The sequence below is a fragment of the Oleomonas cavernae genome, assembly GCF_003590945.1.
Classification (GTDB): Bacteria; Pseudomonadota; Alphaproteobacteria; order Zavarziniales; family Zavarziniaceae; genus Zavarzinia; species Zavarzinia cavernae.
Genome location: NZ_QYUK01000011.1, coordinates 3,853,956 through 3,875,788 on the forward strand (window position 1 = coordinate 3,853,956; position 21,833 = coordinate 3,875,788).

Genomic DNA, 21,833 nt, shown 5'->3' on the forward strand with positions numbered 1-21,833 from the left:
CACCACCGCTGTTCCACAAGCCTTAGCGCAAGTGCTTGTAGAAGTCCGGCGCCCGCTTCTCGTTGAAGGCGGCGACGCCTTCCTGGGATTCGGGCGTGTCGTAATAGAGCTTCACCGCGTGCAGGGCGAAGTTGGCGATGCCGCGGATCGAGTCCGAATCGGCATTGAACGAGCGCTTGGCCAGGGCCAGCGCCGTGGGCGAGCGCTGGGCCAGCTTGTCGGTCCAATCCTTCACCGCCGCATCCAGGTCGGCCGCCGGCACCACCTTGTTCACCAGGCCCATCTCGAAGGCCTGCTGGGCGGTGTAGCGGTCGTTGATGAACCACATCTCGCGGGCCCGCTTGTCGCCGATGTGGCGCGCCAGATAGGCGGTGCCCCAGCCGGCATCGACCGAGCCGACCTTGGGCCCGACCTGGCCGAACTGCGCCGTCTCCGATGCGATAGTCAGGTCGCACAGGGTGGCCAGCACATTGCCGCCGCCGATGGCAAAGCCGTTCACCCGGGCGATCACCGGCTTGTGGATGTCGCGGATGATGCCCTGCAATTCGTCGATCGGCAGGCCGACGACGCCGCGGCCGTCATAGCTGCCCTCGTGGGCGGACTGGTCGCCGCCGGTGCAGAAGGCCTTCTCGCCGGCGCCGGTCAGCACCACGCAGGCGACGTCGCGGTCGTTGGCGGCACGCTGGAACGCCTGGATCAGTTCCTCGACCGTCTGGCCGCGGAAGGCGTTGTAGACCTTGGGCCGGTTGATGATGATCCAGGCCGCGCGCTCGCGAACCTCGTAGATGATGTCTTCGAAAGTCGTTTCCTGGCCCATGACGGTTCCCTCGCTTTTCTGCAACTCGTCATCCCGGCCCTGAGCCGGGATCTTGCGGTGGTTGGCTTCTGCGCCCTGGCTGCGCGAGATCCCGGCTCGAGGCCGGGATGACGGCAGGAGGGCGGATATCGTCAGATCATGTTCATCCCGCCGGAGACCGAGATGGTCTGGCCGGTGATGAAGCCCGCGTCTTCCGAGGCCAGGAAGGCCACGATGCCGGCATAGTCCTCTGGCTCGCCCATGCGCTTCAAGGGGATGCCGCGCACCATGGCGTCCTTCCACTTCACCGCGTCGTCGCCGGTGCCCAACACCGAGGCCATCATCGGCGTTGGTGGGGCCGGGGCAGACCGCGTTCAACAGCACGCCCTTGCGCGCCAGCTCGCGGGCGATCGACTTGGTGAAGGAGATCAGGCCGCCCTTGCAGGCGGAATAGACCGCCTCGTCGCTGGTGCCCACCCGGGCCGCGTCCGAGGCGATGTTGATCACCCGGCCGCCGCCGCGGGCGACCATCAGCGGGCAGACCGCGTGATGGGTGTGCAGCGGGCCGTAGAGATTGATGCGGATGATCTTGTCCCACAGGGCCTGGTCGGTCTTCAGGAACGGCGACGGCTTGTCCCAGCCGGCATTGTTGACCAGCGCCCAGATCGGGCCCAGCTCCGCCTCGACGGCGGCGACGGCGGCCTGCACGGCGGCATAGTCGCTGACATCGACACCGTAGACCTTGATGGCGTCACCACCCGCCAGGGCGGCGGTTTCCTCGCCGGCGGCGGGGTTCAGGTCGAAAATCGCGACCTTGCAGCCCTCTGCGGCCAGTCGCAGGGTGATCCCCCGCCCGATGCCCTGCCCGCCACCGGTGACGATGGCGACCTTGTTCGACAGACCCCGCAACTTGATCCTCCCTTTATCAGACGGTCATGTCGCATCCAGCGCGACATCCTCGTCGTCCTGCTCCGCACGTTCACCACCCAGCAGACCCAGAAGGTTTTCCTTCATGGCGCGCAACGCCTTCACCATCACCTGCAGTTCCTGCTCGTCGATCCCGTTCAGGATCAGGTGTTCGGTGTCGGCAACGCTGGTCCGAATTTCCTTGATCAACTTGGTCCCGACCTTGGTCAGGAATACCCGCTTAACCCTTCGGTCGGTCAGGTCGGCCCGCCGTTCGACCAGGCCGTTGGCCTCCAGCCGATCGATCAGGCCACCCAGCGCGACCTTCCCCAGGTCCAGCTCCTCGGCCAGTGCGACCTGAGGCATGCCGTCCCGCCGGGACAAAAACGCCAGAACCCACCATTGCGACCGGGTGACATTCAGTGGCTTCAGGACACGGTCCGTCACGTTGCGGCGCAGCCGCGACACGTCGTGCACTAGAAAACCGAGTCGCAAATTCCAGTTCAAATCCTGAGACATGGGCAACCTCGCTGTGAGCGGCTGAACCCATGTAATAGCGCCAAATTTCCCCACTCGCAGCATTTACTCTCCGCACCCTTATCGTACACTTGCTTACGATATGCAAGCGAGTTATTAGATGTATCGACGGGATGGAAACGGATCGCAGATGACGCAGAGAAGCATCAAGGGCGTCGGGGCTTATTTGCCTCAACTGAGGCTGGATCGACGGGCCGCGGCCAAGGCGCTGCGCTGGTCGGGCCTGGGCGGGGGCAAGCCGGGGCGGCGCGCCGTCGCCGGCTGGGACGAGGATTCATTGACCCTGGGCGTCGAGGCGGCACGACTGGCCGTGGCGCCCGGGGCCGAGATCGGGACGGTGGTGATGGCTACCACTTCCTCGCCCTTTTACGAACGCTCCCAGGCCGGCATCCTGGTCGATGCCCTGCACCTGCCCTCGCGGATCCGCACGCTCGACGTCGGCGGTTCGCGGCGCAGCGGCACCTCGGCCCTGCTGGCGGCCCTGCTGGACGGCGCCGGCGCCGACACGCTGATCGCGGCGGGCGAGCGCCGCCCCACCAGGCCGGGCAATGCCCTGCAACTGGCCTGGGGCGATGGCGGCGCCGCGGTCCATGTCGGCACCGGCGAGGGCGCCCGGTTGCTGGGCTGGGCCTCGCTGGCCCACGATCTGGTCGACGTCTATGCCTCGCGCGACAATCCGACACCCTATCAGTCGGAAGAACGCTTCATCCGCGATACCGCGGTGGCGGAGATCCTGGTCCCCACCATCCGCGCCGCCCTGGCCGATGCCGGGGTGGCGGCGGCCGAGATCGCCACGGCGATCGTGCCCGAGGCGGTCGACGGCATCTACAAGGCGGTGGCCGCGGCCACCGGCCTGAAGGCCCCCAACGCAGCCGAACTGGTGGCAGCCAAGGGGGGCGACCTGGGCGCCGCCCACCCGCTGTTCGGCCTATGCTTGGCCCTGGGCACGGCGGCGGTCGGCGACAAACTCCTCTTGGCCGGCTTCGGCGGTGGCTGCGACGCCCTGGTGCTGGAAGTGACCGGCCCGGTCTACGGTGCCGCCGCTGCGCAACAAGCCGTCAGCCACGGCGCCGTGCTGGAGGACTACATCCGCTTCCTCAGCCTGACCGGCTCGCTCGACCTCGATTGGGGCCCGCGCTCGGAACTGGAGCAGAAGACTTCCGCCTCGGTGCTGGAGCGTTACGGCCGCGACATGGCGGGCTTCATCGGCGGGCGCGATGCCGCCGGCAACACCCAGTTCCCCAAGAGCCGCATCCCCGTCGCCCCCGGCGTCGAGCAGACCGCCCCCATGGAAGATGTGCGCCTGGCCGACGAGGTCGGGCGCATCGTCTCGATCACCGCCGACCGGCTCAATTTCTCGCCCGACCCGCCGTTCCATTTCGGCCTGGTGCAATTCGCGCAAGGCGCCCGGCTGCTGATGGAATTCACCGACATCGGCGCCAGCCCGGCGGTGGGCGACAGCGTCGTCATGCGCTTCCGCGTCAAGTCGATCGACCGGCGCCGGGGCTTCCGCACCTATTTCTGGAAGGCCGCCCCGCTGGCGCGGGCCCGGCTGGAGGATTGAACGATGGCAAGCGGCATCCGCGACAAGGTCGCGATCGTCGGCATGGGCTGCACGACCTTCGGCGAGCATTGGGACAAGGGGCCTGAGGACCTGATGGTCGAGGCCTTCCAGGAGGCCGTGGCCGATGCCGGCATCGAGCGCGGCCAGATCCAGGCCGCCTGGCTGGGCAGCGCGCTGGACGACGTCAACGTCGGCAACTCCGCCCTGCCGCTGGCCTTCGCCCTGCGCCTGCCAACCATTCCGGTGACCCGGGTCGAGAACATGTGCGCGACCGGGACCGAGGCCTTGCGCGCCGCCGTCTATGCCGTGGCGGCCGGGGCCTGCGACGTCGCCCTGGCGCTGGGGGTCGAGAAGCTGAAAGACACCGGCTATGGCGGCCTGCCCCTGCGCACCAAGGGCCTGGCCAACGACCTGTGGATGCCCTACGGCTCGGCGCCGGGTTCCTTCGCGCAACTGGCCGGGGCCTATGCCCAGCGCCACGGCGTGGCCGCCACGGATCTCAAGCGGGCCATGGCCCATGTCTCGTGGAAGAGCCACCAGAACGGGGCCCTGAACGCCAAGGCCCACCTGCGCAAGGCGATCTCGATGGAGACGATCCTGGGCGCCCCCCTGATCGCCGATCCGCTGGGCCTGTTCGACTGCTGCGGCGTCTCGGACGGGGCGGCCTGTGCCATCGTCACCACGCCGGACATCGCCCGCGGCCTGGGCAAGCGCGACCTGGTTACCGTCAAGGCGATCCAGCTTTCCGCCAGCAACGGCTGGGAAAGCCAGTATCGCGAGTGGGACGGCGCCTATGTCCGCAACACCCGCGAGGCGGCCGGGCGCGCCTATGCCGAGGCCGGTATCGCCGATCCCCGCGCGGCGCTGAGCCTGACCGAGGTGCACGACTGCTTCTCGATCACCGAACTGGTGACCATGGAAGACCTCGGCCTGTCGGACGACGGCCGCGCCCTGTTCGACGTGCTGGACGGCAAATACGACCGGGGCGGCGCCGTGCCCTGCCAGGTCGACGGCGGCTTGAAATGCTTCGGCCACCCGGTGGGGGCGACCGGCCTGCGCATGGCCTACGAGGTCTACAGCCAGTTGCTGGGCCGCGCGGGCGAGCGCCAGGGGACCCAGGTCGATTTCGGCCTGACCCACAACCTGGGCGGCGCCCCGTTCAACAGCGTCGCCGCCGTCTCGATCCTCGGCCGGCTGAATTAAGGGAGAGCATCATGGCAGGGCGCTATTTCGAGGAATTCGAGGTCGGCCAGACCTTCGTGCACGAGGTGCGGCGCACCGTCACCGACATGGACAACATCCTGTTCTCGAGCCTCACCTACAACCCGGCGGCGATCCACATCGATGCCGAATATGCCAAGGGCACCGAGTTCGGCAAGCCGCTGATGAACAGCATCTTCACGCTGGGCCTGGTGGTCGGCCTGTCGATCTACGACACCACCCTGGGCACCACCGTGGGCAATCTGGGCTGGGAGGAAGTGAAGTTTCCCAAGCCGGTCTTCGCCGGCGACACCCTGCGCTCGGAATCGGTCGTGGTCGGCATCCGCGAGAGCAAGTCGCGGCCGACCCAGGGCATCGTCACCTTCGAGCATCGCGGCTTCAACCAGCGCAACGAAGAGGTGGCCTATTGCCGCCGGGTCGCGCTGATGCTGCGGAGGCCGGCATGAGGCTGCGCTCCCTCCTCTTCGTGCCGGGCGACAGCGAACGCAAGTTCGCCAAGGCGGTGACGGTGGGCGCGGACGGCCTGATCCTCGACCTCGAGGATGCCGTCGCGCCCAGCCGAAAAGCCGATGCCCGCTGGATGGTCCGCGACCTGCTGGCCGATCAGGGTGCGCGCGCCTGGAACTTCTGGGTGCGCATCAACGCGCTCGACACCGGCCTGACCCTGGACGACCTGGGGGCGGTGGTGCGCCCCGGCCTGGACGGCGTCATGGTGCCCAAGGCCAATGGCGCCGCCGATATCGTGCGGATCGGCCATTATCTCGATGCGCTGGAAGCGCAGGCGGGCATGGCGGCAGGCACAGTGAAGCTGGTCGTGGTCTCGACCGAGACGCCGCGCGCCATGTTCAACCTCGGCACCTATGCCCCGGCCCCTCCACGCCTGGCCGGCCTGACCTGGGGGGCGGAGGATCTGGGCGCCGCGATCGGCGCCACCGCCAACAAGGAAGCCGATGGGGAATGGAGCTTCCCCTACCGCGTCGCCCGTTCCATGTGCCTGTTCGCCGCCGCGGCGGCCGATGTCGCGCCCATCGATACGCTCTATGCCGATTTCCGCGATATGGAAGGCCTTGCCGCCAGTTGCCGGATCTCCCGGCGCGACGGTTTCACCGGCCGCATCGCCATCCACCCCGACCAGGTTGAGACGATCAACCGCTGCTTCACCCCGGCACCCGGCGATGTCGCTCATGCCAGGGCAGTGGTTGACGCCTTCGCGGCGGCACCCGACGCCGGCACCATCGGCATCGACGGCAAGATGTACGATATCCCCCACCTGAAACAGGCCCGCCGCGTCCTTGCCGCGGTCAACGAGAGCCAGCCCTGAGGAACTTCCCATGACCGCCGATATCGACATGAGCGAAGACCACCGCGCAATCCGCGACGGCGTGCGCGCCGTGGTCTCGCGCTTCGACGACGAATACTGGCTGGAACGCGACGACGACGGCCGCTTCCCCCACGAATTCCACCGCGCCATGGCCGATGCCGGCTGGCTGGGCATCACCATGCCGGTCGAATACGGCGGTGCGGGCCTTGGCGTCACCGAGGCGGCGATCATGATGCACGAGGTGGCCAGCCACGGCGGCGGCATGGCGGCGACCTCGGCCGTGCACATCAATCTGTTCGGGCCGCACCCGATCGTGGTCCACGGCACACCCGAGCAGAAGGCCCGCTGGGTGCCCCGGCTGATCAGCGGCGAAGACCAGGTCTGCTTCGGCTTCACCGAGCCCGACGCCGGCCTGAACACCACAAGGATCAAGACCTTCGCCCAGAAGGTCGACGGCGGTTACATCGTCCATGGCCAGAAGGTCTGGACCTCGACCGCCCAGGTCGCCAACAAGATCATGCTGCTGACCCGCACCACCCGTTACGAGGATGCCAGGCGGCCGACCGACGGCATCACGATTTTCTATACCGACCTGGACCGCTCCAAGATCGAGGTGCGCAAGATCCCCAAGATGGGGCGCAAATGCGTCGATTCCAACGCGATCTTCATCGACGGCCTGTTCATCCCGGACAGCGACCGCATCGGCGAGGAAGGCAAGGGCTTCAGCTATATCCTGCACAGCCTGAATCCCGAGCGGATGCTGATCGCGGTCGAGGCCATCGGCATCGGCCAGGATGCCCTGCGCCGGGCCGCCAAATATGCCCGCGACCGGGTGGTGTTCGACCGGCCGATCGGCCAGAACCAGGGCATCCAGCACCCGCTCGCGGAACGCTGGATGTATCTGGAATCGGCCTGGCTGATGGCGATGCACGCGGCCCGTCTCTACGATACCGGCAAGCCCTGCGGCGCGGAGGCCAATTCGGCGAAATTCTTAGGAGCCCGGGCCGGCTACGACTCCTGCCTGCAGGCGGTCCTGACCCATGGCGGCTTCGGCTATGCCAAGGAATATCACGTGGAGCGGCTGCTGCGCGAAGTGACCATCACCCGCATCGCCCCGATCACCGAACAGCTCATCCTCAGCTTCATCGCCGAGAAGGTGCTGGACCTGCCCAAGTCCTATTGAGAACCCAAGGAGTAACAGCATGACGGCGATCGTCGCCAACATGACCGGCAAGGTCGCCCTGGTTACCGGTGCCGGCCGCGGCGTGGGCCGCGGCATCGCCCTGGAAATGGCCGCCGCCGGGGCCGCCGTGGTCGTCAACGACCTGGGCAGTTCGCTGAAAGGCGACGATGGCGCCGATACCTCGCCCGCCCAGCAGGTGGTGGATGAGATCGTGCAAGCCGGCGGCCGGGCCGTCGCCAATGGCGACAGCGTCGCCTCCTACGAGGGCGCCCATGAAATGGTGCGGGCCGCGATCGACAATTTCGGCCGCATCGACGCCGTGGTGAACAATGCCGGCAACCTGCGCGACACCCTGTTCCACAAGATGGAGGAGGATGATTTCGACGCGGTCATCGCCGTCCACCTCAAGGGCAGCTTCAACGTCAGCCGTGCCGCCGCCTCCTTCTTCAAGGAACAGGGATCCGGCGCTTACGTCCACATGACCTCGACCTCGGGCCTCGTCGGCAATTTCGGCCAGGCGAATTATTCGGCGGCCAAGCTGGGCGTGGCCGGCCTGTCCAAGTCGATCGCCCTGGACATGGCACGCTTCGGCGTCCGCTCCAATGCCGTCGCGCCCTTCGCCTGGACCCGCATGGTCGACTCGATCCCGGCCACGACGCCTGAACAGATCAAGCGCATCGAAGGCTTGAAGAAGCTGGTGCCGGAGAAGATCGCGCCCTTCGTCGTCGCCCTGTGCAGCGATGCCGGCGCCAAGGTGAGCGGGCAGATTTTCGGCGTGCGCAACAACGAGATCTACCTGTTCTCGCAGCCACGCCCGATCCGCACCGCCCACACCTCCGACGGCTGGACCCCGGACAGCGTGGCCGAGCGGGTGTTCCCCATGTTCGAAAAGGATTTCTACCCGCTCCACCGTTCGGGCGACGTCTTCACCTGGGACCCGGTCTGACCATGGCCGAGGACGACAGCCTCGACCCGGCCTCGCCGGACGAGGAGGCCACGGATGAGGACAGGGCCGAGCGGGATGCGGCGCGTATCCTGGCGAGCTTCATTCCCTGGCCTTGAGCACCAACCCATTTTCGTCATCCCAGCGAAAGCTGGGATCCATCGGCATGGCAAACCGGAACCTTCGTCACCCTGCACCGCCATGGATCCCAGCTTTCGCTGGGATGACGCGGTTGAGTCGAGCTAAACCGCAAGGATGAGCGCCGCCAGGGCCGCGGCGAGCCCCGCGGTCCAGGCTTCCCCCGCCAGCCGGAACCAGCCGGGCGCACGGCGAATCTCCATGAATTCCATGATCACGAACCGCGCCTTGACCAGGGCCACCACGATGACGGCGGTGGCGGCAAGGCGGTGGTCGGCTAGTCCCAGGCCGTGCCCCAGCCCCCACGAAAGCAGCGTGGCCACGACCAGCAACAGCCAGACGAGCGTGAGGCGGGACCAGAGCAATTCACGCATGCTCACGCCGCCAGATAGAGCAAGGCGAACAGCACGATCCACAGCAGGTCCACCAGGTGCCAGAAGCTGGCGCCGGTTTCCAGATGCTGCACGTTCACCGCTTCGATCGGCCGCGAGCGTGTGTAACCGATCAGTGCCCAAAGCACAGCCATGCCGATCAGCACATGGATCATGTGAATGCCGGTATAGACGAAATAGAACATGAAGAAATCGTCGGTCGTCGGCGTGATCCCGGCAGAGACCTTCGCGGCATATTCGAAGTACTTCACCACCCCGAACCCCGCACCGCAGGACAGGGCGACCCCGAAGCAGAATTGCGGCACCCCTGCCATGCGCCGGCGCGCCGCTTCCACCCCGCTGGCGACGAACCAGGAACTGGTCAGCATCAGCAGGGTGTTGAGCAGGCCCAGAAGCTGATTGAGGTGCCCGCGCCCCGCGCCGAACAGGACGGGGTCGGCGGCGCGGTAGTCGAGGAAGGTGACGAACAGGACCGAGAACAGCACGATATCGCCGCCGATGAACAGCCATATCCCCGGTTCCCCGGGGATATGGGCAGCCGCGGCCTGCATCCGCCCCCTGGGCATCACGCCCGCTGGGCTTCCATGGCCAGCCGCGGGGCGGCGGCGGCCCGCTTGTCGGCGGCAATCACCTTTAGGGTCGCCGCGCTCATGACCAGTATCCAGCCGAAGAACACGATGAACACGAACCAGAACGAGATCAGGCCGTCATAGGCGAAAGGGCCGGTCTTGAAAAATTCGATCAGCCCGGCGGGCACGATCAGGACGGCGCACCACAGATTGAAAAAGGCGACCCAGCGCGGAAAGACGGTGGGAACATTGTGGTCACGGAAGATCGCCACCGCGATGAAGATCATGAAGACGGCGAACGGCGGCCAGCTCAGGATGAAAATGAACCAGACCCAATCGTTCATGATCTGCAGAAATTTCGGGTCCATCGCCTCCGGGCGGAACGCGAGTGCGGCCCAGGTGATCGGCATCAGCAGGAAGAATACGTAGCCGCCGCCGATGTTGGCAATCGAGGCATAGGTCAGCAAGGGAACGCCACGCTCCATGCGGCGCATGAAGAAGACGATCGATATCGCCCAGGTGGACCAGAAGGTGTAGCAGACGCACTGGATCAGCGTGCCGATGCGGATGCCGACCTTGCGGTCGATGAAGATCTGCGCCAGTTCCTCAGCCGAGAGCGATGGCGACGGCGGTGGGATGAAACCCATCAGCCAGCCCTGGGTCAGGACCAGGGACGCCACCAGGGCCACACCCGACAGGACGAACGCCTTGGCAACGGTGCCGTCGACGGTCTGCGATTGCATGGTTCTTCCCCCCGGTTTGTTTATCGGCGCATATCGTACTATAGCGCACTATAGAAGAACTGCCAGCGGCTGAAGCATCGGGCAGGAATCGTTGCTGCCGAGAGTATCCGTTATACCCCGGGCAAAAGTATGGGTTTTCGACACCTTTCCGGATGCATTGCGCGTTAACCTCCGAATTGGTCGAGAAAGGCTTATCGTACGCTAGATTAGTATATTATAGCGGAGCAGGATCATAAGATCACCCCGGGCAAGGGGCGGTGGGACGGAAACAGGGAAACGGGCGATGAAAAGGCACATCATTGCGTCATCGATGGCGCTCGGCGCGGCACTGGCGGCCTGTGCCGCTTCCTTCGCCCAGGATACCGCGCCGGTTGCAGAAGCGGCGCCGGCGGTCGGGGTTGCCGGCACCTCGTTCGAGCTGGGCCTTTTCGGCGGTGGCGACGACAACGGCGGCTTCTACGGGGCCACGCCCAGCCTCGCCGTGCCGCTGGGCGACAATGTCGGCCTGCAGGTCGATGGCATCGCCGGGGTTGCGGCCGACGAGCTGGGCTTCTTCGGCGGCGCGGTGCAACTGTTCTACCGCGAGCCCCAGTCGCACCTGATCGGCCTGGCCGTCGCCGGCTTCGTCGAGGACGGCGAATCGCAATACACCGTGGCCGGTATCGGCGAATACTACCTGGACACCATCACCCTCGAAGCCCTGGCCGGCTACCAGAGCGGCGACATCATCGATGGCAGCGCCTTCGCCCGTCTGGGCGCCTCGATCTATGCCGCGCCGACCCTGCGCCTGGGCCTTGGCGTCAGCTATTCCGAGGCCCAGCACCTGGGCGCCGACGCGGAGCTTGAATATCTGGCCGCGCCCGCCTCGGGCCTCGCCCTCTTCGCGTCCGGTGCCTTCGACGAGGACGGCGCGCTCGGCCTGGTCGGCGCCCGGTTCTATTTCAACGGCCTTGGCGGCGAGGGCGAGGCGAGCGAAGGGCCCAGCCTGATGGCCATCCATCGCCAGCTCGGCCGCCGCAACATCTTCCAGGCCGCGCCCACCGTGATCGGTACGCGCTTCATCTCACAGGCAGGCAACGCCCTGTCGAACGGCGAGGGTTTCGGCGATATCCCGGCCGAGCCGGCCCCGGCCTCCAGCGCGTCGGCCGGCCTGCTGTCCGGTGCCGGGGGCAGCTCGCCGCTCGGCGGCCTGCTGAACGGGATCCTGCCGGCCGGCACCACCGGCACCCCGCTCGACGGCGTGCCGGTCGTGGGCGAACTGGTGGGCTCGCTCACGGCGCTGGCGTCGCCGGATACGCTCAGGATCGGCGATCTGCCCGCGGCCGGCCTCGACGGCTCCCTGGCCAACCTGCCCCTGGTGGGCGACGTGCTGGGCGCCCTGCCGGCCGGCGGTGTCACCGCCCTGCTGGGCAGTGCGCAGCCCGAGCTCATCCTCAACATGCTGGCCCCCGCCCTGCTGGACGGCCTGACCGACCCGACCAAAGTGTCGGCTGTCGTCGACAATCTGGTGGACGGCGTGCTGGGCGGTGCCCTGTCCGGCCTGACCGGTACGGATCTGACCGGCGGCCTCGACGGCCTATCGGGCGGTCTTTCAGGCGGGCTGCCGACCGACGGCCTGCTGGCTCTGCTGACCAATGCCCAGCCCGACCTCATCCTGACCGGCCTGGTGCCGAGTGTCGCGGGGGGCCTGCTCCAACCACTGGCGATGCCCGGCTTCTGATATCATCCAGGCATGGCCATCGATTCCCAGCAGCTGCTGTCCTGGCGGTTTCCTCAGGTCGCGCAGCATTACAGCAAGCACGACGCGATCCTCTATGCGCTGGGCGTCGGCCTTGGCGCCGACCCGCTGGATCCTACCGAGCTCGCCTTCCTGCTCGAATCCGGCTTGCGGGTGCTGCCGACCATGGCCGTCACCCTGTCCACCCTGGGCATGTGGGTGCGCGAGCCGGCCCTGGGGATCGACTGGGTGCGGCTGGTCCATTCGGCCCAGGATGCAACCTTCCACGCGCCGCTGCCCGGCCACGGCGATGTCGTCGCCGATGCCCGCATCGTCTCGGTCGCCGACCGCGGTGCCGGCAAGGGCGCGGTGGTCACGCTGGAGCGCCTGATCAAGGATGCCGCCACCCAGGTGCCCTATTGCACCGTCACGCAGACCTTGCTGCTGCGCGGTGACGGCGGCTTCGGCGGCCCGCCGCCGGCCCCGGCGGCGACGCCCGCACTCCCCAGCCGGACGCCGGATGTTACCCTGGCGATTCAGACCTCGCCGCGCGCGGCCCTGATCTACCGCCTGTCGGGCGATCTCAATCCGCTCCATGCCGATCCGGCCGTGGCGGCCAAGGCGGGCTTTGCCCGGCCGATCCTGCACGGCCTGGCCTCCTACGGCATGGCCGGCTGGGCGGTGCTGCGCGCCTTCGGCGGGGGCGAGCCTGCGGCCCTGCGCCGCCTGGCCGTGCGCTTTGCCGGTATCGTGCTCCCCGGCGACCGCCTGGATTTCCGCCTGTGGCTGGAAGGCGCCCAAGTGCTGTTCGCCGCTCGTGTCGGCGACCGCACCGTGCTCGATCAGGGCGTCGCCGAACTGGATGCCGGCCCACACTAACGCCGTCTGGGGTTTTGGGCGGCGATTGCTGTGGAGCGTCCCCAATCTACCCTCAGCCGTCATCCCGGCGCAGGCCGGGATCCATTCCGGGGCAGCGCGCGATGTCGCAATGGATTCCGGCCTTCGCCGGAATGACGGAACAGCACAGGTGTCTCAACCGGATATCAAGTGTCAGGTTCCAGCACCTATCGCAGGTCCCGCTTCAGCACCTTGCCCGAGGCATTGAGCGGCAGGGCCGCCATCAGGCGCAGCTCGCGCGGCAGCTTGTAGCGCGCCAGGCGGCCGTCGCAGAACGATTGCAACTCGTCGAGGGTGAGTGAAGCCGCCGGCTTCAACACGGCAACCGCCACCACCCGCTCGCCCCATTTTTCGTCCGGGGCGCCGATCACCGCGACATTGGCGATCGCCGGGTGCTCGAACAGCACGCTTTCCACCTCGGCCGGATAGACATTCTCGCCGCCGCTGATGACCATGTCCTTCACCCGGTCGCAGACATAGAGGAAGCCCTCGTCGTCGAAATAACCGATGTCGCCGCTGCGAAACCACCCCTCCGCCGCGAAGGAGAGGGCCGTGGCCTCCGGCAGGTTCCAATAGCCGGGCGTCACATTGTCGCCGCGGATGCAGATCTCGCCCCGCTCGCCGGCCGTCTCGATGCGCACCCCCTCGACATCGATCAGCATGACGTCGGCCAGCATCACCGGCCGCCCGGCGGAATTGAGCTTGGCCCGGGCCCGGTCGGTCTCCAGGAAGGTCGCGGCCGACACCACCTCGCTCATGCCATAGCATTGCGAAACGGGGATGCCGCGCGCGGCATAGCTGACCAGCAGGGGTTCGGGCACCGGCGCGCCGCCGGCCACGAACAGGCGCAGGCTCGACAGGTCGGCGGCCTGGAAGCGCTCGTGCTGGCTGACGAACAGCATCATCGCCGGCACGCCGAAGCTGATGGTAACCTTGTACTTCTCGACATCGGCCAGGACCCGGCCGGCATCGAAGCTCTTGAGCACGACGACATGCCCGCCCATCAGGAAGGTCGAGGTGGTGAGGACGAACAGGCCGCCGACATGAAACAGCGGCGCCATGGTCAGCATCGTGTCGTTGCCGGTCACATCGAAGGCCAGGTTCCAGTTGAGGTTGTTCGCCCAGATGTTCTGGTGCGTCAGCATCGCCCCCTTGGGCCGTCCGGTCGTGCCCGAGGTATAGAAAATAGCGGCCACATCGTGCTCGTCGACCGCGGCCTGATCATCGTCAGGCAGCGCCGCCGTCATCAGGGCGTCGAGCCCGCCGTCCACCGCGATGAACTGCCGGACCGACGGCAGGTCCTGCACCCCTTCGATCAGCTCGAGGTGTTCACGGCACACCAGCAGGGTGTGAATGCCGGCATCGTTGATGATGTAGCCCAGTTCCGCCCCCGTGAGGCGGAAGTTGAGCGGCACGAAGATGCCGCCGACATGGGCGGTGGCGACCAGGGTGGTGATGAAATCGGGATGGTTGAAGCCCAGGAAGCCGACGCGGTCGCCAGGCCCCACCCCGCCCGCGCGCAACACAGCGGCCAGGCGGGCAATCCGGTCCGCCAGCACGCCATAGCGCCAGGTTATCCCTTCGAAGGTCAGGGCGGGGCGATCGGCGGACAAGTGGGCACGGCGCATGAACCAGGCGGCCAGGCCCCGGGGACTGCCCTTGCGCGCATCGATCATCTTCTCGAACCCTTCCCGTTTTCCGATATCGTACACTTGCGTATGATAAATAGGCGAGCTATTAATTGAGCAACAGAGGAAACGGGCGATAAATCCATGGAAGGCTCGATCATGACCCCCACGAAGGGCTCGCGCGCCCTGGCCGAGGCGCTGGTGGCGCAATTGCGCCTGCCGGTCTTCGCCGGGCCGATGTTCATCGCCTCGACCGCCGCCCTGCTGATCGAACAGTGCAAGGCCGGCATCATCGGCTCGCTGCCGGCACTCAACCTGCGCTCGACCGAATTGCTGGATGCCGCCATCAGCCAGATCGTCGCGGCCCTGGCCGAGCATGACCGCACCCATCCCGACCAGCCGGCGGCGCCCTATGCCATCAACCTGGTGGCCCACAAGACCAACGACCGGGTGGCGCCGGATCTCGAGATCCTGGTCAAGCACCGGGTGCCCGTCGTCATCGTCAGCCTGGCCGCCCCGGTCGAGATCGTCACCGCGGTCCACGGCTATGGCGGCCTGGTGTTCAACGACGTGATCAGCGACCGCCATGCCAGGCGTTGCGCGGAATCCGGCGTCGACGGCCTGATCGCGGTGGCGGCCGGCGCCGGCGGCCATACCGGCAATATCTCACCCTTCGCCCTGATGCAGGAAATCCGCGCCTGGTGGGATGGCCCCCTGGCCCTGTCGGGCTGCATCGCCACCGGCCGCAGCGTGCTGGCTGCCCAGGCCATGGGCGCCGACTTCGCCTATATCGGCTCGCCCTTCCTGGCCAGCGAGGAAGCCAATACCGCCCAGGGCTTCAAGGACATGATCGTCGCCTCGACCTCGGCCGACATCATGGTAACCAACTGCTTCACCGGCGTGCCGGCAACCTTCCTGCGCCCCTCGATCGAGGCCAACGGCCTCGACCCCAAGGCCCTGGTGCGCGACCCCGACGCCGGGATCAATATCAAGGACGGCGGTTCCAATGCCAAGGCCTGGCGCGACATCTGGAGTGCCGGCCAGGGCATCGGCATCATCGATCGCAGCGAAAAGGCCAGGGACTACATCGCCCGCCTGGCCGGCGAATACGCGGCCGCCCAGCAGGCGTTGAGCCGGCAGCTTCAGCACCGCGCCGCTTCGCAACCGGGCTGAAATCTCCTCCCAACCCAAATTCGTCATGCCCGGCCTTGTGCCGGGCATCCATGTCGGCAAGCTGCCTATGCCGTCAACGGACGCGCACCGTCCCGACGTGGATGACCGGGACAAGCCCGGTCATGACGCTTGGGGGTAACACCCGGTTACCCCCTCCCCTGGCTCTATGCCACGGCACGCGTCTCGTCTCCCCCCTTGCCCTCCCCGTCTCTTTGAACCGCGGCCAACCTTCTGACTGGTCCCGGCCCGTCAAAATACGCCCATTTTGGATGTTGTTGCCGCCGAAGAGGGAGCTCTCGCCAACGGCAAGGAAAGCGGGGGCCGCGCCGGCCGGGAACCGGCGTGCGGGTGCTGCACCGTTACACATCCGGGAGGAACAAAATGACAAAAAGCCACTATCACCGCGGCGCCTGCGCGGCCGCGGCCCTGACCGCCTTGGCCGCGACCACGCCCGCCGTGGCAGCCGATATCACCTTTTCCGGCTTCGTCCGGCAGGAGGTCGCCGTATCGCTGTCGGACGACGGCAATCCCTTCAACACGCAAAGCAGCAAGTACAACGGCGTGACCGTGCCCTTGAACCCGTTGCTGGACGGCCTGCCCACCAGTGCGACGCGATCGGTGCGCACCACCGACAATGATTTCAACCTGTTCGCCACGCGGCTGGAACTCAACAGCACGGCGACGCTGACGCCGGAAGTGTCGGCACAGGTGAAGCTGCGCGCCTATTACGACTGGAACCTCTACGACGACAACGGCGACACCAGCTTTTTCGCGGTGCCGATCCGCGGCGGCGACCGGGGCTCGCTGCTGGAAGTGTCCGGGCGCGAATACATGGTCGATCTGCCGGTCGCCTTTGTCGACTATGCCAGCGGCCCGCTGCTGATCCGGGCCGGCAACCAGCAGATCGCCTGGGGCGAATCGCTCTTTTTCCGGGTGCTCGACCTGCCCAACGGGCTCGATCTGCGCCGCCACCTGATCCTCGACCCGGCGGCCGAGGAATATGCCGACAAGCGTGTGCCGGCACTGGGCGTCCGGGTCTCCTACCAGGTCACGGAGGAATGGGAGATCGACACCTTCGTGCAGCAGTTCAACCCGTCGATCACAGCCAATCCGTCGACGCCCTACAACGCCATCCCCGATCAGTTCACGGTGCACGACCGCTACGACTGGGTCGACGGCTCGTGGAATGTCGGCGGTCGCCTGCGCGGCCAGCTCGGCGACCTCGGCCTGCAATTCGTCGCCCTCAGCCGGCGCAACCCCGACGGCATCTATCGCTGGACCAAATCGGGGGTCACGACCGACCTGCCCGGCATGGCCGGCTCCGGTGCGGTCCTGGCCCAGACGCCGTTCGAGGTCGATCCCGCCACCGGCGTCGTCTCGGCCCGGGAATGGTTCGACTACGCCAGCATGGTGCGCCTGAACGGCACCACCGCGCTGAATTCGGCGGTCGATGATTTCCAGCCCTTCACCTCGCTGATCGGGGCCTTCAACGTGGGCGACGATCACGCGCTGGCGGGCCGGGAACTGGACACGTTCTTCGCCCTGCCCGGCGGCCTGCGCGGTCATATCGAGCGCTACTACCCTTATGAAAACGTCTTCGGCTTCGGCGCCAACTATATCTTCACAGACGAGCCCGACACCCTGTTCGACCAGTTGATCGCGCGGGTCGAGATGTCCTATACGCCGGACAAGAAGTTCACCGATCCGTCGCTGTCGCAGGAACCGCTCGAAAGCGACGAATGGACCCTGGCGCTGGTGTTCGAGAAATACTATCGCTTCAGCCCGGATTATCCGGCGACCTACATGGTCCTGCAATATCTGCACAAGTCGGACAGCGACCTGTTCGGCCGCAGCCTCGAAGGCTATGGCGGCAGCATCGAGCGGGACGCCACCGGCGTCGACGGTTACAATGCCCTGGCGCTGGCCGTGCAGCAGCCCTCGCCGTCGCTGGAATGGCGCTTCGATCTCTCCGTCCTCTACGACCTGCGCGGCGGCGCGATGTTCCAGCCCGGGGTGAAGTGGAAGCCCGACGGCGACTGGCAGGTCGATCTCTACGCGACCCTCTTCGCGACCGACGACGACAACAGGAACGCCCTCTCCACGGTCGACTATGCCGATGAAGCCTTCCTGCGGGTAACCCGCCAGTTCTGAGGCGCCCGCCGGGCCGCGGGACAGTCGTCCTGCGGCCCGGCCGCTCAGCCGGTGCCGAGCGCGAAGGCCGTGAACAGCGTGATCGAGACAAGCAGCAGCCAGCCCTCGACCAGCCCCCTGTACAGCAACGGCGCCCGCCGCAGATCCATGAAATCGAGAATGATCAGCCGCCCCTTGAGATAGGCAATGCCGAGTGTCCCGGCCCCCAGCGCCGGCCCGGCGAGGCCGTCGACACTCAGCCAGAAGGTCGCGCTGGTCGCCAGCACAAGAAACAGCCAGGAACGGCTCGCGCGGTCGCGAAACACCCGAAACATCTGCCTATCTCAACAGATAGATGAGCGGAAAAAGCACGATCCAGACGAGATCGACCATGTGCCAATAGGAGGCACCGGCCTCCAGCCCCCGCATGTTCGCTGCGGTATAGCGGCCATTTCCCGCATTCACCGACATGACCAGAAGAATGACGGAACCGCCCATCACATGAATCAGGTGTATGAACGTGATCGAAAAATAGAACATGAAGAAATTGTTCGACGAAATATCGATGCCGCTGGCGAACTTTGAGGAATATTCAAAGAACTTCACCACCACAAAGGCACCTGCCAGAGCAAGCGCCGCGACGAGAAGCCGGGACGTTGCCCTCGACGCGTTTCGCCGCGCCGCCGTAACCGCGAGAGATACCATCCAGGAGCTGGTAAGCAGGATCAGCGTGTTGAGGGCACCCGAACAGATATCGAGCATTTGCTGGGAAGCATTGAACAAGGCAGGTTCGGCGGCCCGGTTCACGATGTAGGCGACAAAGAACACGCCGAACATGGAGAGTTCGGCGATGATGAAGACCCAGACATCCTTGTCGCCGGGCAGGTAGCTGGCGCCGGGTTCCGCCCGGCTCGAGGTTGTCGCAATGCCCGTCATCGTGGCCCCTCGATCATCGGTCGGCGAACCTGTCAAGCGAAGGAAGCGAGGCCCTGGCCCGGGGGAGGTGCCAGGGCCTCGTCGCGCTGAGGCTCAGGCGCCGTAGGCCATCGACCCGGCGGGGGCGGCGAGATCCGCCGCGTGCATCCGGCGATGCACCTCCCTGATCATGAAATAGCTGGCCGCACTGAACCAGACCAGCCAGCAGGCATAGGGGATGTAGAAACTGAGCATACCATCCCAGGCGAAGGGGCCGGTCTTGAAATAGCCGGTCAGGCTCGCCGGGATAAAGCTCAGACCGCACCAGATCGTCAGGAAGCACATCCAGCGCGGAAACAGCGGCACCTTGGATCTGTCGGACAGGCCGGCCAAGGCCGCCGCCGCCATCTGCAGCGTGGTGCAGGCATATTGCGTTTCGATGCACAGCCAGCCCAGATCGTTGAGCAACTGGAACAGGGCGGGATCCCGATCCGGCCGGAACAGGGCTGCCACCCAGAAGAAGGCGCTGAACGACACCACCATCACCGTCAGCCCGCCGCCGATCAGTTGCAGGAACGCCAGCACCGGGTATCGCCCTTCGATTCGGGCCATCTGTGCGCTGAGCAGCGCTGTCCACGGCATGTAGAGGGTGATGACGACCAGGGAAACGACGAAGCCCAGGCGCATGTCGTCCAGGTTATCCAGATAGCGCGAGGTCAATTGAGCGGTGTCGAACGCCGGGGACGGACCGGGAAAGTTGCCGCCGATGTGCATCCAGAAAAGGACGAACAGGACGACGAAGGCCGGTCCGCACCAGGCACTGATCAACTGATACTTCAAACTCGTTTTCTCATCCATGTTCGCCTCCCTTGTTGGCTTGTTGAGTGGTGTCGCTTGCCGGCGCTCGTGCTCAGGCCACGCTCTTGAACGGCCGTGCCGACTTGTCGAACGAGACGACCGCCTTGCGCAGAAGCCGGTCCAGCGTGCCCAGTTCCTCCGGGCTCAGGCCCGAAAACGCGCGTTCGAGCGGCCCGGCCAGGCGCGGCACGGCCCGCTCGGCGGCGTCTCTTCCCGCCGGGGTGATGGCGACGCTATAACGCCTGGCATCACGCTCCGCCACGGCTCTGACGATCAGGCCTTCGGCCACGAGCGCATCCAGGATGCGGGTCATGTTGCCCCGGCTGGTCCCCACCAGGTCGCTCAATTCGCTGGGCGAGGCCTCGCCGCTCTCGCTCGCCAGGAGGAGGCAGAGCACATGGAACATGTTCTCGCTCAGTCCCAGCTTGCGAAAGACCGGCTCGAAATAGTCGCTCATGCCGAAGACGCTGATCCGCATGAGCCGGACCATCACGGTTTGGGTCATGGGCAGGTCCGGCAGCGCCTCCCTCATCAGCGGGGTGCTGCGTTCGACGGACTGGAGACGATCAATTCCGCGCATTGGTTTCGCCGTAATTTCTACCGAAACTACAATGCAGTCATTTGGTATGAATGGCAACCATAAACTTACGTACTATATAGATCCTTGAAGAACCGACAGCCCGCCAGCTGGGCCGCCGCGGGGCCCGCCGGGCAACAACCCCCCTCAGCTTGCGATGCCCGTCCACGGCAGGCGATAGCCGGTCTCGTGCAGGCCATAGCCGACCGTGCCGTCGCCGAGGCGGAACTCCATCAGGTGCTCGCGGACGACGAAGGTATCGACCGGGAACAGCCAGCTAAAAAGTGGCTTGGCCGTCATCTCGAAGCGCCGGCCCAGCTCGTCGACGAAGGCCCAGCGCGCCTCCTTCACGGCGAGGCCGTCATCGCAAAGCTCAAGCTCGTCCTCGATCGACACCACGCGCCGCCAGGCGCTGCCGTCATGCATCATGCGCATATAGGCGGACTGGCCGGCGGTCGAAATCCCTCGGATCCCGGCGAAGGCCATGCCGTTGTCGAACACCGGCCAGGCCAGGCGATAATGATGCAAGGCATCCCAATTGCGGATGCCGGCGGCGATATCGCGGAATCCCTTGCCGTTGATCTCGATACGTTGCCCGCGGTGGACCAGGTGGCCCGTAATCGTCGAGGTCCCCTCGAGATGGATATGGGCGACCTCGCGGGCAAAGGAGCCATCCTTGTCCGCCGTCATGGCAATACAATCGGCCAGGGGATGCAGCTCGTCCCAGGCCAGGTCGAAGGCGCAATCCGGCGAGGAAAAGCTGATCCGCGTCCGCTTCAGCGGAATCTCGGCATGAATCCGCATGCCGGCAATATCCACCCCGCCTGCCGGGCGCTGCGGCGTATAGGGCAGGTTCAGGTTGGTCCGGGCAAAAAGCGGCAGGCCATCCTTGAAGACGATCAGCCAACTGTTCGCCTCCGGCTGGCTTTCGAGAAATCCCAGGCGGATCAACAGGCCCACGCGGGTTTCCGGGTCATAGGCATTGTAGTAGTAGCTCTGGCCCCAGCGCGGGTTGCCATCGCCGGCCACCAGGCCTTCATAGGTTTCGTGACTCTGGTTCATCATGCACCCCTTGCACTCTGCGTCATGTCGGTGGCGAGAAGGTCGGCGATCGGCGGCAAGGCAGCCGGGTCGGGCTCCCACCCCTGGGGTGCCATGAGGGCGCGGTCCCGGATCAACTGCTCCCGGGACTGGTCGAGTATCGCTGCCCCTATGGCGGCGAAAACCGCCGGCTCGGCTATTTCGGCCGCCGTGTCGACCAGGCCGGCGACGGTGCGTTTCAGCCGCTGCACCACGTCCAGGAGGTCGGCCGGCTCGAAGGCACAGGCGCGCAGCAAAGTGGCCGCCTCACCCCGGCATGCGTCCAGCGAGCCCCGCGCGGCGGCGAGCCCGGCACAAGCAGCCGTCGCCTGGTCGAGGCGGTCGGCGCAGACGAGCAAGCGGGCCAGTTCATCCCGGTCGAAGGCGAATTGAAGCGGAAGCTGATGGGCCATCAGGGCCAGCATGCCGACGACCAGCCGCCCCTGCTCGACGGCCAGGCTGTTGTCGGGTGCAATGGCGGGGATCACGACATCCTTCATGGCCTTGATCGCGCTCGCGATCTGGACCTCGGGCCTGAGCTGCAT

Annotated in this window: 22 protein-coding genes; 10 read left to right on the forward strand and 12 right to left on the reverse strand. The window is 66.2% G+C overall.

The window, feature by feature from the left end; translation table 11 throughout:
• Nucleotides 1-22 precede the first annotated feature (22 nt).
• Complete coding sequence (locus tag D3874_RS32540) at nt 23-1,705, reverse strand: SDR family NAD(P)-dependent oxidoreductase (protein WP_199699217.1); 1,683 nt, start codon at nt 1,703-1,705, stop codon at nt 23-25.
• A gap of 24 nt (nt 1,706-1,729) precedes the next feature.
• On the reverse strand, nt 1,730-2,221 hold the full coding sequence (locus tag D3874_RS22475) for a MarR family winged helix-turn-helix transcriptional regulator (protein WP_199699218.1): 492 nt from the start codon (nt 2,219-2,221) through the stop codon (nt 1,730-1,732).
• A gap of 148 nt (nt 2,222-2,369) precedes the next feature.
• Here D3874_RS22475 and D3874_RS22480 point away from each other — a divergent pair, with 148 nt between their 5' ends.
• The 6 genes from D3874_RS22480 to D3874_RS22505 are packed head-to-tail and all read left to right on the forward strand — an operon-like array spanning nt 2,370 to nt 8,474.
• Nucleotides 2,370-3,803 carry a hydroxymethylglutaryl-CoA synthase family protein gene (locus D3874_RS22480; RefSeq protein ID WP_119781189.1) on the forward strand — a complete coding sequence of 478 codons (1,434 nt, stop codon included), beginning with the start codon at nt 2,370-2,372 and terminating at the stop codon, nt 3,801-3,803.
• Nucleotides 3,804-3,806: 3 nt separating this feature from the next.
• Nucleotides 3,807-5,006: an acetyl-CoA acetyltransferase gene (locus D3874_RS22485; protein WP_119781192.1), complete on the forward strand. Its 1,200-nt coding sequence runs from the start codon at nt 3,807-3,809 to the stop codon at nt 5,004-5,006.
• A gap of 11 nt (nt 5,007-5,017) precedes the next feature.
• A complete protein-coding gene (locus D3874_RS22490; protein WP_119781195.1) occupies nt 5,018-5,470 on the forward strand; it encodes a MaoC family dehydratase in 453 nt (150 codons plus the stop codon).
• A complete protein-coding gene (locus D3874_RS22495) occupies nt 5,467-6,345 on the forward strand; it encodes an HpcH/HpaI aldolase/citrate lyase family protein (RefSeq protein WP_119781197.1) in 879 nt (292 codons plus the stop codon). Before D3874_RS22490 ends, D3874_RS22495 begins: the two co-directional genes overlap by 4 nt.
• Before the next feature lie 10 nt (nt 6,346-6,355).
• On the forward strand, nt 6,356-7,528 hold the full coding sequence (locus tag D3874_RS22500) for an acyl-CoA dehydrogenase family protein (protein ID WP_199699219.1): 1,173 nt from the start codon (nt 6,356-6,358) through the stop codon (nt 7,526-7,528).
• Between the two features lie 19 nt (nt 7,529-7,547).
• Nucleotides 7,548-8,474, forward strand: coding sequence for an SDR family NAD(P)-dependent oxidoreductase (locus tag D3874_RS22505; RefSeq protein ID WP_199699220.1), 927 nt, complete (start codon nt 7,548-7,550; stop codon nt 8,472-8,474).
• A gap of 239 nt (nt 8,475-8,713) precedes the next feature.
• Here the strand turns inward: D3874_RS22505 and D3874_RS22510 are convergent, their stop codons facing one another.
• Genes D3874_RS22510 through D3874_RS22520 form a run of 3 tightly spaced genes read right to left on the reverse strand, consistent with a single transcriptional unit; the run spans nt 8,714 to nt 10,313 of the window.
• A complete protein-coding gene (locus D3874_RS22510; RefSeq protein WP_119781200.1) occupies nt 8,714-8,983 on the reverse strand; it encodes a cytochrome C oxidase subunit IV family protein in 270 nt (89 codons plus the stop codon).
• Between the two features lie 2 nt (nt 8,984-8,985).
• Nucleotides 8,986-9,567: a cytochrome c oxidase subunit 3 gene (locus tag D3874_RS22515; RefSeq protein ID WP_119781203.1), complete on the reverse strand. Its 582-nt coding sequence runs from the start codon at nt 9,565-9,567 to the stop codon at nt 8,986-8,988.
• Entirely contained in the window at nt 9,567-10,313 is a 747-nt protein-coding gene (locus tag D3874_RS22520; protein ID WP_119781206.1) for a hypothetical protein, read from the reverse strand. The genes D3874_RS22515 and D3874_RS22520 overlap by 1 nt, the downstream gene beginning before the upstream one ends.
• 283 nt (nt 10,314-10,596) lie before the next feature.
• Between D3874_RS22520 and D3874_RS22525 the strand changes: the two genes are divergently transcribed.
• Both D3874_RS22525 and D3874_RS22530 read left to right on the forward strand, forming a co-directional pair.
• Nucleotides 10,597-12,033 carry a hypothetical protein gene (locus D3874_RS22525; RefSeq protein ID WP_147385806.1) on the forward strand — a complete coding sequence of 479 codons (1,437 nt, stop codon included), beginning with the start codon at nt 10,597-10,599 and terminating at the stop codon, nt 12,031-12,033.
• Between the two features lie 12 nt (nt 12,034-12,045).
• Entirely contained in the window at nt 12,046-12,909 is an 864-nt protein-coding gene (locus D3874_RS22530) for a MaoC/PaaZ C-terminal domain-containing protein (protein ID WP_119781211.1), read from the forward strand.
• A gap of 185 nt (nt 12,910-13,094) precedes the next feature.
• Here D3874_RS22530 and D3874_RS22535 read toward each other — a convergent pair whose 3' ends face one another.
• On the reverse strand, nt 13,095-14,603 hold the full coding sequence (locus D3874_RS22535) for an acyl-CoA synthetase (protein WP_119782443.1): 1,509 nt from the start codon (nt 14,601-14,603) through the stop codon (nt 13,095-13,097).
• Between the two features lie 111 nt (nt 14,604-14,714).
• On the opposite strand from D3874_RS22535, the gene D3874_RS22540 reads away from it, so the two are divergent.
• Both D3874_RS22540 and D3874_RS22545 read left to right on the forward strand, forming a co-directional pair.
• Entirely contained in the window at nt 14,715-15,728 is a 1,014-nt protein-coding gene (locus D3874_RS22540; RefSeq protein ID WP_119782444.1) for an NAD(P)H-dependent flavin oxidoreductase, read from the forward strand.
• 381 nt (nt 15,729-16,109) lie between these two features.
• Entirely contained in the window at nt 16,110-17,879 is a 1,770-nt protein-coding gene (locus tag D3874_RS22545) for a DUF1302 family protein (protein ID WP_119781213.1), read from the forward strand.
• Nucleotides 17,880-17,923: 44 nt separating this feature from the next.
• Here D3874_RS22545 and D3874_RS22550 read toward each other — a convergent pair whose 3' ends face one another.
• The 6 genes from D3874_RS22550 to D3874_RS22575 form a co-directional block, all read right to left on the reverse strand.
• Complete coding sequence (locus D3874_RS22550) at nt 17,924-18,193, reverse strand: cytochrome C oxidase subunit IV family protein (protein WP_119781216.1); 270 nt, start codon at nt 18,191-18,193, stop codon at nt 17,924-17,926.
• A gap of 4 nt (nt 18,194-18,197) precedes the next feature.
• Nucleotides 18,198-18,794: a cytochrome c oxidase subunit 3 family protein gene (locus D3874_RS22555; protein ID WP_119781219.1), complete on the reverse strand. Its 597-nt coding sequence runs from the start codon at nt 18,792-18,794 to the stop codon at nt 18,198-18,200.
• 93 nt (nt 18,795-18,887) lie between these two features.
• Entirely contained in the window at nt 18,888-19,631 is a 744-nt protein-coding gene (locus tag D3874_RS22560; protein WP_147385808.1) for a hypothetical protein, read from the reverse strand.
• A gap of 52 nt (nt 19,632-19,683) precedes the next feature.
• Nucleotides 19,684-20,211 (reverse strand): MarR family winged helix-turn-helix transcriptional regulator, encoded by a 528-nt coding sequence (locus tag D3874_RS22565; RefSeq protein WP_119781225.1) that lies wholly within the window; start codon nt 20,209-20,211, stop codon nt 19,684-19,686.
• 144 nt (nt 20,212-20,355) lie between these two features.
• A complete protein-coding gene (locus tag D3874_RS22570; protein WP_119782445.1) occupies nt 20,356-21,270 on the reverse strand; it encodes a DUF7064 domain-containing protein in 915 nt (304 codons plus the stop codon).
• Nucleotides 21,270-21,833, reverse strand: a complete 564-nt coding sequence (locus D3874_RS22575) for a hypothetical protein (protein WP_119781228.1) — start codon at nt 21,831-21,833, stop codon at nt 21,270-21,272. Before D3874_RS22575 ends, D3874_RS22570 begins: the two co-directional genes overlap by 1 nt.

What these genes read in the sequence shown, in the direction of transcription:
- D3874_RS22560 (WP_147385808.1), bottom strand. Translation starts at nt 19,631, where the DNA reads ATGGATGAGAAAACGAGTTTGAAGTATCAGTTGATCAGTGCCTGGTGC.
- D3874_RS22495 (WP_119781197.1), top strand. Translation starts at nt 5,467, where the DNA reads ATGAGGCTGCGCTCCCTCCTCTTCGTGCCGGGCGACAGCGAACGCAAG.
- D3874_RS22545 (WP_119781213.1), top strand. Translation starts at nt 16,110, where the DNA reads ATGACAAAAAGCCACTATCACCGCGGCGCCTGCGCGGCCGCGGCCCTG.
- D3874_RS22475 (WP_199699218.1), bottom strand. Translation starts at nt 2,221, where the DNA reads ATGTCTCAGGATTTGAACTGGAATTTGCGACTCGGTTTTCTAGTGCAC.
- D3874_RS22550 (WP_119781216.1), bottom strand. Translation starts at nt 18,193, where the DNA reads ATGTTTCGGGTGTTTCGCGACCGCGCGAGCCGTTCCTGGCTGTTTCTT.
- D3874_RS22575 (WP_119781228.1), bottom strand. Translation starts at nt 21,833, where the DNA reads ATGCAGCTCAGGCCCGAGGTCCAGATCGCGAGCGCGATCAAGGCCATG.
- D3874_RS22520 (WP_119781206.1), bottom strand. Translation starts at nt 10,313, where the DNA reads ATGCAATCGCAGACCGTCGACGGCACCGTTGCCAAGGCGTTCGTCCTG.
- D3874_RS22525 (WP_147385806.1), top strand. Translation starts at nt 10,597, where the DNA reads ATGAAAAGGCACATCATTGCGTCATCGATGGCGCTCGGCGCGGCACTG.
- D3874_RS22515 (WP_119781203.1), bottom strand. Translation starts at nt 9,567, where the DNA reads ATGCCCAGGGGGCGGATGCAGGCCGCGGCTGCCCATATCCCCGGGGAA.
- D3874_RS22555 (WP_119781219.1), bottom strand. Translation starts at nt 18,794, where the DNA reads ATGACGGGCATTGCGACAACCTCGAGCCGGGCGGAACCCGGCGCCAGC.
- D3874_RS22565 (WP_119781225.1), bottom strand. Translation starts at nt 20,211, where the DNA reads ATGCGCGGAATTGATCGTCTCCAGTCCGTCGAACGCAGCACCCCGCTG.
- D3874_RS22535 (WP_119782443.1), bottom strand. Translation starts at nt 14,603, where the DNA reads ATGATCGATGCGCGCAAGGGCAGTCCCCGGGGCCTGGCCGCCTGGTTC.
- D3874_RS22510 (WP_119781200.1), bottom strand. Translation starts at nt 8,983, where the DNA reads ATGCGTGAATTGCTCTGGTCCCGCCTCACGCTCGTCTGGCTGTTGCTG.
- D3874_RS22540 (WP_119782444.1), top strand. Translation starts at nt 14,715, where the DNA reads ATGACCCCCACGAAGGGCTCGCGCGCCCTGGCCGAGGCGCTGGTGGCG.
- D3874_RS22500 (WP_199699219.1), top strand. Translation starts at nt 6,356, where the DNA reads ATGACCGCCGATATCGACATGAGCGAAGACCACCGCGCAATCCGCGAC.
- D3874_RS22570 (WP_119782445.1), bottom strand. Translation starts at nt 21,270, where the DNA reads ATGAACCAGAGTCACGAAACCTATGAAGGCCTGGTGGCCGGCGATGGC.
- D3874_RS22490 (WP_119781195.1), top strand. Translation starts at nt 5,018, where the DNA reads ATGGCAGGGCGCTATTTCGAGGAATTCGAGGTCGGCCAGACCTTCGTG.
- D3874_RS22505 (WP_199699220.1), top strand. Translation starts at nt 7,548, where the DNA reads ATGACGGCGATCGTCGCCAACATGACCGGCAAGGTCGCCCTGGTTACC.
- D3874_RS22530 (WP_119781211.1), top strand. Translation starts at nt 12,046, where the DNA reads ATGGCCATCGATTCCCAGCAGCTGCTGTCCTGGCGGTTTCCTCAGGTC.
- D3874_RS22485 (WP_119781192.1), top strand. Translation starts at nt 3,807, where the DNA reads ATGGCAAGCGGCATCCGCGACAAGGTCGCGATCGTCGGCATGGGCTGC.
- D3874_RS22480 (WP_119781189.1), top strand. Translation starts at nt 2,370, where the DNA reads ATGACGCAGAGAAGCATCAAGGGCGTCGGGGCTTATTTGCCTCAACTG.